We start from the raw sequence: 13,999 nt of genomic DNA on the forward strand, positions 1-13,999 counted from the left end.
GTTGAGAGTAAACGAATAACCACAGCAAATAATAAAAAGGGAGCACATTATGTGCTCCCTTCTGTTTGGTCTCGTTATCGGTTAACTATTAGGATCAATGTCCGGCAGCCCGTCTACGTCGTTGTGATGATGGTGTTCATCATCTTGGTTATGGTTGATGTTTGCATCATGGTGTTCCAGCGCATCTGACATATCCAAGTGCGCTTGGTCATGTGTTGCTGCATCTGGTTGGTCGACTTGTGCAAGTATGATATCCATATCCGCAGGTTGATCGTGAACCGTTGTCGATGTTGCATCGGGTTTAATGCCCAATGCATCCAGATAAGCGGCTGCACCATGGTGGCTGACATCGTGATGTTGAGAGTCAGTAGCACTAGCATGTTGCTCACTTGGATCATTGTTATCTTCTACGATAGTAACAGATGCTTCAAACGTCAGAGGTGAGTCTGGTTCATCGTGTTGAACCGGCGGCGGTGGTGGAGGTGGTGGGTTTACATGGCTTTGAATATGCCCTTGTAAATCTTCAGTTGTTACCGCAGTGACCCCCGTTACCGAGTTGTACGTTGTTACCACTGTTTCGAAGTAATGATGCGCACTGTTTATCGCGTGATCAGAAACCAATACAATATTACCACCTGACGGAACGGTGTAACTTCCATCACCATTCGCTCTTATGTCATGGTTGTTGCTTTGAAGGGTTACCCCGTGTTCTAGGTTAGCAAGTCGAATACTTGAAACTGACTCATCACTTGAAGATAGGTGCGCATGAACACTAATTGGTACTTCATAGTGATCATGCGTGACGAGAGGAAAGTTTGCAGGCAAATGACCTTTCAGCACCGTACCGTCACCAAGAATGATATTTTCGATGCTTTCCAGTTCCATCTCTTCATGTCCATCACTGAGTTTCTCGCCATGGTCACGTAAGCGTGGAGCATTATTACGATTGTAAGCGCCTAAAATGAGGGTATCGCTACCATGCCCACCTTCTATTTCCTTATCAGTGAGTCTTCCGCCGATATAAAGAATATCATTACCACCTTCTAGCTCAGCTTCTTCGTTGAGTCGACCATTTACGATGATGATATCGCTATGACCGTGACCCTTTACTTCATGGTTGCCGCTCGACGTTGTTACGTGCTGGCCTAGGGAGCTGGCGTAGGTTTGAACCGTACTGGCGGTAATACCTGCAGTAATATGTTGTGCATGTCTCGTATCGACAGTGACACTGATTGTTGGTGGGGTATAAGGCACAGGATCGGTATGACCATTGATGGTCATCGTAATTTCTTGTGGTACTTTTTGGCCGTGCCCGTCATCAACAAGCAAAGTAAACTTGTCTTGCAGCGTGTCGTTATCGTTAAGGGCATTCACGGCTGGGTTGTTGTTATCTAGGTGATAAATCCAAGTGCCACTATGCGAATCAAACACAACATGACCATAAGCGGCGCTGTGAGCTGGATCTAGAGCTACGGTGGTCGTATCACCATCGACATCATTGATGATCAGTTGGCCTGCAGGGTTAAGGTTTGAATCTTCATCCACCGAGTGCTGGCCGACAACATGACCAGCTTGTGGCTTCTCTGAAACCGTTGGTAAGTCGTTGGTTCCGGTAATGGTGACCAAGATATCATGGTGCGTACCATCTGCAGATTGAACCGTAATGGTTTCAGTGTCTGTCTGACCTTCGCCAAGCTGTTGCACTATAGGGTGCTTGTTGTAAAGGTCGTAAGTCCAGTTACCATTACTATCAATGTGTGCATGCCCATAACCTTTACTTCCTACTATTCCAACACCACCTTGTACCGCGGTAAACCCTATTGTTCCATCAGGATCGCTAGATGTTAACGTACCTGATGCTTGAAGAGTCGTGTCTTCTTTGGCAACCCCTGTGGAATCTCCTCCGAATGTTGCTGGGTCGGCGGCATTAGCAATGTTAATGAATATTGACCCTTCTTTTGAATCAGCCTGTCCATCATTTGCGGTAAATTGCACCGCACCCAATCCGCTGACACCAGAACTAAAATAGTTGTGAGTCGGGGTGAAGATGAGTGATGAAACGTCGGAGGCACTGACGTCATCGCCAATATTCACAGTGACGCCATTCAGGGTTAACACGCCGTGGGCGACATTGGTAATCGTGAGATGGTTTAGCGCATCGCCATCAATATCAGAATATTTAAAGTCAGCAGTGGTGAACGCATGAGGTTTATCTTCTAAAGAACTAATAAAACTCGATCCAACGATAGGTGCATCATTGACCGCATTGACATCCACTACCATCGTTGCGCTTGCCGAATTTTTATGGCCATCATTCGCAGTAAATGTAAATTGCGCATAGTTGGCGCCGTTTTCATTATTGCTCGGCGTGAAAGTTAAATGGCCTGCGTCTAAGTCAGCCTTGCTGATTTGCTGGTTGGCGGTTACGGCGTTACCGTTTAAAAGTAATAATCCATGACTCGGTAAGCTGCTAATAGTCACGAACTGTAGTGCATCGCCATCTTGATCACTGTAACCAAATTCACTGGTGGTAAAGGTTCTGGTGATGTCTTCATTTGTAGAAACAGTTTGCCCTGTCACCGTTGGCGCATGTTGTAGAGGAGGGGTGACTTCAATAGAGAGAGAGTTTTGAGAAGAATCTCCTATTGGGTTACCCCCATCATCACCGACACGATAAACCATACTTGGCACTTTACCTGTAAAGCCAGCTTCCGGGGTGAAGGTATAATGACCATTCGCTTCGATCGCGAGTGTACCGATACCGGCCATAGTATGTGGTTGCCCAGGCCTTACCGCGACATAACCTGACACGGGGTCCTTTATTTGAATATCTTGCAACACCAGATGTGCGTTGGAATCGGTGTCTGTTGCTGCACCACTCAATCCTTGATCCGTCCCAGAGCCAGTAAGTAGATTCCCTTCAACTGGACCACTATGTTGAACACCTGAATCACTGAGGCTGTGGAGAACAGGATCATCGGTGGTCCCATTAATTGTGACGGTAATGGAATGCTTGGTACCGTCTTTTGATGTGACTTCAATGCTATCTGTGAGTGTTTGTCCATTATCTAAGTCTTGAATAGGCGTACTATTGTTGTCTGCTGTATATACCCAAATACCACGACTAGTGACCGTGAAATGGCCATAGGTTCCATCCTGTGATATTTGCGATTGCCCTTTGAGATCTAGTGTTGCTTCACCTTGTCCGTCAACATCAGAAATAACCAGGTGTCCATTACAAACAAGGGCATCTGGAATGGTTGCTGACCCCGTGGTATGCACGTTGTGGTGAATGTTTGTATCTTCTCTTATGCTGCCTGAATCACCAGTAAATGTTGCGACATCATTAACAGCAGCAAGAGACGTGTTTGCGCCTGTATGAGTCGTTCCACCATGAGCATCTGTCACGTCATAAGTGAAGTGCACTTGGCCGTTGTAGTCTTTGGTTGGAGTAAAGGTATAAGTACCATCTTTGTTATCGACAACAGAGCCGTGATCGACTAGCAGATTAGCAATGGAGAGCTTACCTGTGTCATTGGCATCAACGTCGACAGTATTAGTAAGTAAATCGGCCTTGGTAAAGGTAAGAGCTGTGTCTTCTCTACCAATGGAAAGTGTCACTTCTGAGCTGATGTAAGGTCTATCGTTATCGCCATGAATGGTAATAACGATGTCTTGAGCCGTACCATCTTTAGAATAAATGGTAATCGTATCTGTTAATTCTTGCCCATCGCCTAATTGATCGATCTTTGTGGCTACGTTTTGTTGGTTACTACCAACGGTAACCTTATAATGCCAATTACCATCGGCATTTAGTATTAATTGACCATAAGTGCCATGGTAGGAGTAGCCTACGCCTTTTGTATCAAATTGTGCTTCGCCAGTGTCTGGGTCAATAATCTCTAACTTGCCATCAGTATATAAAGGGTCATTGGTTAATTTAGCCATCCCAGGCTGTGCGTAGTTTGGTGACCGATCATGATAGGTGCCATGCCCTTCATCGACATCGCCAGTTGTAGTTCCAGTGATTACTGCTGCGTCACCAACCGCATCAATATGAAGAGTGTTAGTAGCCTCTTGTGAGTCATCATGCCCATCGTTAACAGTATATTTAAACTGAACATCGCCATTAAAATCTTGCGCAGGAACGAACTGAAGTTTACTGATGTCAGCTGTAGGGATGTGTTGCCCCGCTGTAACATCGTGTCCATCAAGCACAAATTTACCTTGTGTTGCTGGTGGTAGATCTGTGATTGCAACTGAATGTAGCGTATCGCCACTATCAACATCCGTAAATCCAAACTGACTCGCTTGCATTTGATAATGCGTGTCTTCAGTGCCGTTACTTAGCGCAACTTGGGTAACGGTTGGCGCATCATTGGTGCCTACAACGTCTATGTGCAACTCGTATGCCGTTCCATCATAACTATGAACACGGTAGATAACGGTTTCAGTTTGCCCTTGAGCAAGGTGTTGCAAATTGGCATTATTAACGCTGTACCCCCAATTGCCCATGCTATCAATACGTAACATGCCACCAAACGGATCGTGAACTGCTGATTCACCAAACTGGCTGTATTGGAATTTATTCTCCCCGCTATCTGGATCCACAACTTGTAGTCTTCCATTCGCGAGCTCAGTTGTAACCCCTGCATTGTGGCTGCTGTGTGAACCATCTTCAGTGACGTGGTCAGTTGTCACTTCTGAAATGATGGCGCCGTCTGGGGTAGCGGTGAGTGTGGTAGACGCCCCTGTATGAGTCGTTCCGCCATGCGCATCTGTCACATCATAGCTAAAATGAATCTGACCGTTATAGTCTTTGGTTGGGGTAAAAGTGTATGTTCCGTCTTGATTATCTAGAATAGAACCATGATCAGCGTGAAGATTCGCAACGGTGAGTTTGCCTAGGTCGTTGCTATCCACGTCTATAGTGTTTGCTAAGAGTTCGGTGGCCGTGATGGTTTGCGCGAGGTCTTCTTTACCGCTGTTGAGCTGCACTTCTGAAGAGCAGTATGGACGGTCGTTGTCGCCATGAATGGTGATAACAATATCATGAGTAGTACCGTCTTTACTTTGTATCGTTATCGTATCAGTGAGTGTCTCATTTGCACCAAGTTGATCAATCGTCGATCCTACATTTGTTGTTAATCCACCATTTACATCAGCAGTGCCGGTCGCAACACCATAAAACCATTTACCATCTGTATTAAGAATCAAATGGCCATATTTTCCATGATAGGTATAACCAATACCTTTAGAATCAAAACTATTCTCGCCGGTATCTGGATCGATGATTGTTAGTTGCCCCTCAACATGAATCATACTATTAGTTAAATGCGCCATACCGGGCTGGGCAAAGTCTGGCGACATATCAGGGTTTCTGTTTTCATAAACATCGCCAGTATCCACACCTGATATAACGGCTTTATCTCCCACCGCATCAATATGAAGTGTGTTGGTAGCCTCTGCAGAGTCGGTATGCCCATCGTTAACAGTATATTTAAACTGAACATCGCCATTAAAATCTTGTGCAGGAACGAACTGAAGCTTACTGATGTCAGCTGTAGGGATGTGTTGCCCCGCTGTAACATCGTGTCCATCAAGCACAAACTTACCTTGTGTTGCTGGTGGTAGATCTGTGATTGCTATGGAATGTAGCGTATCGCCTGTGTCGATATCGTTGAACCCAAACTGACTAGATTGCATTTGGTAATGTGTATCTTCAGTGCCATGTGCAAGTGTCGTCGCAGTTATGGTCGGTTGATCATTGGTGCCTGTCACCGTTATTGTTATATCGTGAGCAGTGTGGTCTGCAGAATAAACACGATATACAACTTTTTCTACTTCACCTTCAGCTAATGATTGCAAGCGACTATTGGCTACTTCATATCCCCAAGCGCCACTTGGTGTAATGCGTAAAAAACCACCAAAGGGATCGTTAATCGCCTGTTCTCCTAGTAACCGATTGACCTGAAAATAGTTTTGTCCTGCATCAGGATCAGTCACACTCAGCAAACCCGATGCAACGACAGGCTGTAATGAACTGTGACCCACATTATGATCTTCAATAATCGTTCCGGTATCACTACCGCTTATAACCGCTTTATCAGCAACTGCACTTAAACTGCTGGTAGCTCCAGTATGAGTGACACCGCCATGTGCATCTTTGACATCATAGGTGAAATGAACTTTACCGTTATAGTCTTTTTCTGGTGTGAAAGTGTATGTACCATTTTGGTTATCTAAAATCGAGCCGTGATCTGGATGAAGGTTTGCTACTGTAAGCAGTCCAGAGTCATTTTTATCGACATCTATTGAATTTTGTAACAGTTGTGCAGTTGTAATGGTTTGTCTCGTATCTTCAGTACCTGCGTTGAGTTGTACTTCTGAAGAGCAATAAGGCCTGTCGTTACTACCATTGATAGTGATGACTATATTATGTGGTGTTCCATCTTTTGTGTGAACGGTGATAGTGTCTGTGAGTGTTTCACCCTCACCTAATTTATCGATAGCGGAGCCTCTGGTCGTGGGCCTTCCACCAATCTGAGTGAGGCTTCCTGCATCGGCATAGTAATTCCAATCTCCATTTGGATTTAATATTAAGTCACCATATGTACCGTGATAATTATACCCCACATTATTATCAGCAAAGCCAGACTGACCAGAGTCAGGATCAACCACAGATAAATGTCCATTAGCGTTGAGTGTACTAACTCGAAGTGTCGCCATACCTGGTTGAGCATGATCTGGCGACATATTATCTCCAGCCGCTTTCTCAGTGACACTTGCAGTATCTACTCCACCGACCACAGCATTATCATTAGTGCCGTTCACCGTAATGGTGACTTGATGAGGTGTGCCATCGGCTGAATGAACGGTAATGGTATCAGTAGCGGTTGCGCCATTACCTAACGCTTGAACTGCTGGGTTAGTGTTATCTAAGTCGTACGTCCAAGCGCCATTATCTGTTAGATGTAATGTCCCTAAGGTGCCTTGGATATCAGCATTCGCAAAGTGTGCTTCACCAGTATCGATATCCGTAACGGTCAATATGCCTGAGGTTTGCAGTTGTGTTTCTTCTGTCACTGCGCCAGTAGAACTTCCACCAATTACAGCTGTATCATTAGTACCATTGATGGTTACCACGACATCATGCGTTGTACCGTCTTTCGAAGTCACTTTAATTGTGTCTGTTAACTGCTCACCTTCGCCTAAGGATTGAATCGCTGTTTGAGAATTATCGGCAGAGTAACTCCAGCTCCCATCTTGACTGATCTCCAATTTACCATAATGACCTTGTAGGGCCGTTTTGTTAAATCCATGGGATACAAAACTACCTTCACCTGTATCTATATCGACAATATCTAACTTACCTGTCGCAGTCAGTTCATTACTCTGAGGATTAGCGCTCACATCTTCTTTTAATGCCCCCGTATCGACACCACTAATGACCGGCGTATCATTCGTGCCCGTCACCGTAATCACTAAATCTTTAGTATCTGTTGCACCTGCAGAATCGGTCACGGTAACAGGGATAGTGAACGTGCTTATCTCACCTGCTTTAAGGTGTTGGAAGCTTGCATCTGTTGGGTCTAGGTTGTAGCTACCATCTGCATTGAGTGTAAATCCACCCTGTGTTGATGTGGTTGTGAAGGTTGCAGTATCACCCGCATCAATATCCGTTGAGGTGAGTTGACCTGTGACTACTGCACCATCTTCAGTGGCGTTCACTGGCACAATCGGATTAATAACAGGCGCATCGTTTGCCGGTGTTACATCAACATTGATAGTTTGACTGGTTGTCGTATGCCCATCAGTCACTGAAAGAACAACTGTAGCAGGACCATTGTAATTAACATCAGGCGTAAACACGATTTCACCTTGCGCATTCAGCGAGGCACTACCGTGTGTCGCTGACACACTCGGGGTCAACGTATCTGTCGTATCAATATCCGTTGCATGGAAGGTAATGGTTTTACTGCCATCCTCGGTTACCGTTTGCGTCGCAACAGGGGTGATAACAGGTGCATCATTGGTACCATTGATGGTTACCAAAATAGTTTTCTGTGTGCCATCAACCGAGGTTATTGTTGTCGACTCTGTTAAAGTTTCACCAACACCTAAAGCCTGAACAGCCGCTTGTTTTGAATCTGCGGAAAATAGCCAAATGCCACTTGGTATAAGTGTAAATGAGCCGATCCCGTGGTCGCCAACAATGCCAGATTGCATCGGAAATGTAGCTTCATTCGTATCTACATCGGTAATGAATAGCTTGCCTTGTGTAAGCATGTAGTTTGGGTGAACATTCAACTGATTTGTTAAATTTTGATCTTCGGTAACTGCTCCCGTATTTGTACCAGTAATAACAGCCTTGTCATTAGTTCCATTAACGGCAATGGTCACTTGGTGAGTTGTACCATCTGCTGAAGTAACTGTAATGGTGTCGGTTGTTGCAGCGCCTTTACCTAGGGCTTGCACCGTTGGGTTTGTGTTATCTAAATCGTAAGTCCACTGCCCAGCATCGGTTAAATGCAATGTCCCAAGCGAGCCTTTAATATCAGTATTTGAGAAGTGTGCTTCACCGGTATCGGTATCTGTAATAGTCAGCGAGCCTGAGGTTTGTAACTGCGTTTCTTCGGTCACTGCGCCTGCAGAAGTCCCACCAATTACAGCCGTATCATTAGTCCCATTCACCGTAATGGTAATTTGATGCGGCGTACCATCTGCTGAGTTGACAGTAATAGTATCAGTCGCTGTCGCGCCTTTACCTAAGGCTTGAACTTGTGGATTCGTATTATCTAAATCGTAAGTCCAAGTGCCGTTATCAGTTAAATGTAAAGTGCCTAATGTGCCTGCAATATCAGTGTTGGAGAAGTGTGCTTCACCAGTATCTACGTCAGTGACAGTCAGTGTACCTGACGTCTGAAGTTGAGATTCTTCAGTCACTGCACCAGAGTTTGTCCCGCCAATGATGGCCTTGTCGTTAGTGCCATTAACCGTAATAGTAATTTGATGTGGTGTGCCGTCAGCAGAATGAACAGTAATGGTATCGGTAGCGGTTGTTCCTTTGCCTAACGCTTGAACAGTTGGGTTGGTGTTATCTAAGTCGTAAGTCCATGTCCCCGAATTAGTGAGGTGTAAGGTGCCTAAAGTCCCAGCAATATCGGTATTGGAGAAGTGTGCTTGACCGGCATCAACATCAGTCACAGTCAGTAAGCCAGAGGTTTGAAGTTGAGATTCTTCTGTCACTGCACCTGTTGAACTTCCACCAATAACCGCTTTATCATTGGTGCCATTGATGGTTACCACGACATCATGCGTGGTACCGTCTTTCGAAGTCACTTTAATTGTGTCTGTTAACTGCTCTCCTTCGCCCAAAGATTGAATCGCGGTTTGAGAATTATCGGCAGAGTAACTCCAATTCCCATCTTGACTGATCTCCAATTTACCATAATGACCTTGTAGCGCCGTTTTGTTAAATCCATGGAATACAAAGCTACCTTCACCTGTATCTATGTCGACAATATCTAACTTACCTGTCGCAGTCAGTTCATTACTCTGAGGATTAGCACTCACATCTTCTTTTATTGCCCCCGTATCGACACCACTAATGACCGGCGTATCATTCGTGCCCGTCACCGTAATCACTAAATCTTTAGTATCTGTTGCACCTGCAGAATCGGTCACGGTAACAGGGATACTGAACGTGCTTATCTCACCTGCTTTAAGGTGTTGGAAACTTGCATCTGTTGGATCTAGCTTGTAGCTACCATCTGCATTGAGTGTAAATCCACCCTGTGTTGATGTGGTTGTGAAGGTTGCAGTATCACCCGCATCAATATCCGTTGAGGTGAGTTGACCTGTGACTACTGCACCATCTTCAGTGGCGTTCACTGGCACAATCGGATTAATAACAGGCGCATCGTTTGCCGGTGTTACATCAACATTGATAGTTTGACTGGTTGTCGTATGCCCATCAGTCACTGAAAGAACAACTGTAGCAGGACCATTGTAATTAGCATCAGGCGTAAACACGATTTCACCTTGCGCATTCAGCGAGGCACTACCGTGTGTCGCTGACACACTCGGGGTCAACGTATCTGTCGTATCAATATCCGTTGCATGGAAGGTAATGGTTTTACTGCCATCCTCGGTTACCGTTTGCGTCGCAACAGGGGTGATAACAGGTGCATCATTGGTACCATTGATGGTTACCAAAATAGTTTTCTGTGTGCCATCAACCGAGGTTATTGTTGTCGACTCTGTTAAAGTTTCACCAACACCTAAAGCCTGAACAGCCGCTTGTTTTGAATCTGCGGAAAATAGCCAAATGCCACTTGGTATAAGTGTAAATGAGCCGATCCCGTGGTCGCCAACAATGCCAGATTGCATCGGAAATGTAGCTTCATTCGTATCTACATCGGTAATGAATAGCTTGCCTTGTGTAAGCATGTAGTTTGGGTGAACATTCAACTGATTTGTTAAATTTTGATCTTCGGTAACTGCTCCCGTATTTGTACCAGTAATAACAGCCTTGTCATTAGTTCCATTAACGGCAATGGTCACTTGGTGAGTTGTACCATCTGCTGAAGTAACTGTAATGGTGTCGGTTGTTGCAGCGCCTTTACCTAGGGCTTGCACCGTTGGGTTTGTGTTATCTAAATCGTAAGTCCACTGCCCAGCATCGGTTAAATGCAATGTCCCAAGCGAGCCTTTAATATCAGTATTTGAGAAGTGTGCTTCACCGGTATCGGTATCTGTAATAGTCAGCGAGCCTGAGGTTTGTAACTGCGTTTCTTCGGTCACTGCGCCTGCAGAAGTCCCACCAATTACAGCCGTATCATTAGTCCCATTCACCGTAATGGTAATTTGATGCGGCGTACCATCTGCTGAGTTGACAGTAATAGTATCAGTCGCTGTCGCGCCTTTACCTAAGGCTTGAACTTGTGGATTCGTATTATCTAAATCGTAAGTCCAAGTGCCGTTATCAGTTAAATGTAAAGTGCCTAATGTGCCTGCAATATCAGTGTTGGAGAAGTGTGCTTCACCAGTATCTACGTCAGTGACAGTCAGTGTACCTGACGTCTGAAGTTGAGATTCTTCAGTCACTGCACCAGAGTTTGTCCCGCCAATGATGGCCTTGTCGTTAGTACCATTAACCGTAATAGTAATTTGATGTGGTGTGCCGTCAGCAGAATGAACAGTAATGGTATCGGTAGCGGTTGTTCCTTTACCTAGCGCTTGAACGGTTGGGTTGGTGTTATCTAAGTCGTAAGTCCATGTCCCTGAATTAGTGAGGTGTAAGGTGCCTAAAGTCCCAGCAATATCGGTATTGGAGAAGTGTGCTTGACCGGCATCAACATCAGTCACAGTCAGTAAGCCAGAGGTTTGAAGTTGAGATTCTTCGGTGACCGCGCCGGCACTTGTTCCGCTTATCACGGCTTTGTCATTAGTGCCGTTAATCGTCACTTTTATGGTCGACGGTGTGCCATCGACAGACGACACAGTGAAGGTTTCTTCGACTTTATCGCCAACGTTTAATTGATTAAACGCACTGTTGGCGGTGAAGACCCAGTGACCATTAGCGTCAATAGTAAGGTCGCCATTGGTGCCGGAAATGGCATCCGGTGTGAAGGCATTATCTGGATTATCGACATCGGTACTAGTTAGCGTGCCTGATGTGGTTATTGCTTTGTCAGTTTCATCGATGGCAACGGTCGCACTGCTGACAGTAGCTGCGTCATTAGTGCCATTAATCGTCACTTTGATGGTCGAGGGTGTGCCATCAACAGACGACACCGTGAAGGTTTCTTCGACCTTATCGCCAACGTTTAGTTGATTAAACGCGCTGTTGGCGGTGAAGGTCCATTGGCCATTAGCACCAATGGTGAGGTTGCCGTTGGTGCCAGTAATCGAATCCGGTGTGAATGCGTTATCTGGGTTATCGACGTCGATACTGGTTAGGGTGCCTGAAGTTGTTACCGCTTTGTCAGTCTCATCGATGGCAACGGTCGCACTGCTGACAGTAGCGGCGTCATTAGTGCCGTTAATCGTGACTTTGATGGTCGAGGGTGTGCCATCAACGGAAGTGACAGTGAAGGTTTCTTCGACTTTATCGCCGACGTTCAATTGATTAAACGCAATGTTGGCGGTGAACACCCAATGTCCACTGGCATCAATAGTAAGGTCGCCATTGATACCTGAAATCGAATCCGGCGTGAACGTATTGTCTGGATTATCAACATCGGTACTAGTCAATGTTCCTGATGTCGTTACCACTTTGTCTGTCTCATCGATAGCAACGGTCGCACTGCTGACAGTAGCGGCGTCATTAGTGCCGTTAATCGTGACTTTGATGGTCGAGGGTGTGCCATCAACAGACGACACAGTGAAGGTTTCTTCGACCTTATCGCCAACGTTTAGTTGATTAAACGCGCTGTTGGCGGTGAAGGTCCATTGGCCATTAGCACCAATGGTGAGGTTGCCGTTGGTGCCAGTAATCGAATCCGGTGTGAATGCGTTATCTGGGTTATCGACGTCGATACTGGTTAGGGTGCCTGAGGTTGTTACCGCTTTGTCAGTCTCATCGATGGCAACGGTCGCACTGCTGACAGTAGCGGCGTCGTTAGTGCCGTTAATCGTGACTTTAATGGACGAAGGTGTGCCATCAACGGAAGTGACAGTGAAGGTTTCTTCGACTTTATCGCCGACGTTCAATTGATTAAACGCACTGTTGGCGGTGAACACCCAATGTCCACTGGCATCAATAGTAAGGTCGCCATTGGTACCTGAAATCGAATCCGGCGTGAACGTATTGTCTGGATTATCAACATCGGTACTGGTGAGGGTGCCTGAGGTGGTTACCGCTTTGTCAGTTTCATCGATGGCAATGGTCGCGCTGCTGACAGTAGCAGCGTCATTAGTGCCATTGATCGTGACTTTAATGGTCGAAGGTGTGCCATCAACGGAAGTGACGGTAAAGGTTTCTTCGACTTTGTCGCCGACATTCAATTGGTTAAACGCACTGTTCGCAGTGAACGTCCAATGACCATTGGCATCAATAGTCAGGTCACCATTAGATCCAACAACGGAATCCGGCGTGAAGGTATTATCTGTATTATCCACGTCAGTACTGGTTAGCGTACCTGATGTCGTTACCGCTTTGTCGGTTTCATCGATGGCAACGGTCGCACTGCTGACAGTAGCGGCGTCGTTAGTGCCATTAATCGTGACCTTGATGGTCGCCGGTGTGCCATCAACAGAGGACACTGTGAAGGTTTCTTCTACTTTATCGCCGACGTTTAATTGATTAAACGCGCTGTTGGCGGTGAAGACCCAATGACCATTAGCATCAATAGTCAGGTCACCGTTGGTGCCTGAAATAGAATCCGGTGTGAATGCATTATCTGGATTATCCACGTCAGTACTGGTCAACGCTCCTGATGTCGTTACCGCTTTGTCAGTTTCATCCACACTGACCGTTGCGGTACTGACCGTCGCTTTATCATTGGTGCCATTAATTGTCACTTTGATCGTTGACGCTGTGCCATCAATAGACGAGACAGTGAAGGTCTCTTCGATCTTGTCGCCGACATTCAATTGATTAAACGCGCTGTTAGCGGTGAATACCCAGTGACCATTGGCATCAATGTTGAGGTCGCCATTTGTGCCTGCAATGGAGTCTGGAGTGAACGCATTATCCGGATTATCGACATCGGTGCTGGTTAATGTTCCTGAAGTCGTTACTGCTTTGTCGGTTTCATCGATAGCAACGGTCGCACTGCTGACAGTAGCGGCATCGTTAGTGCCGTTAATCGCCACTTTGATGGTGGACGGTGTGCCATCTACAGACGACACCGTGAAGGTTTCTTCGACTTTATCGCCGACGTTTAATTGATTAAACGCGCTGTTGGCGGTGAAGACCCAATGACCATTAGCATCAATAGTCAGGTCACCGTTGGTGCCTGAAATAGAATCCGGTGTGAATGCATTATCTGGA

1 protein-coding gene is annotated in these 13,999 nt (G+C 45.9%); it reads right to left on the reverse strand.

The genetic code is table 11. The features are described 5' to 3' along the window. Positions 1 to 81: 81 nt before the first annotated feature. Entirely contained in the window at positions 82 to 13,971 is a 13,890-nt protein-coding gene (locus tag NX845_RS21090) for a VCBS domain-containing protein (RefSeq protein ID WP_260257122.1), read from the reverse strand. Positions 13,972 to 13,999: the final 28 nt, after the last annotated feature.

Source organism: Vibrio sp. NC2, assembly GCF_025195005.1.
In the GTDB taxonomy this organism is placed as follows: domain Bacteria; phylum Pseudomonadota; class Gammaproteobacteria; order Enterobacterales; family Vibrionaceae; genus Vibrio; species Vibrio splendidus.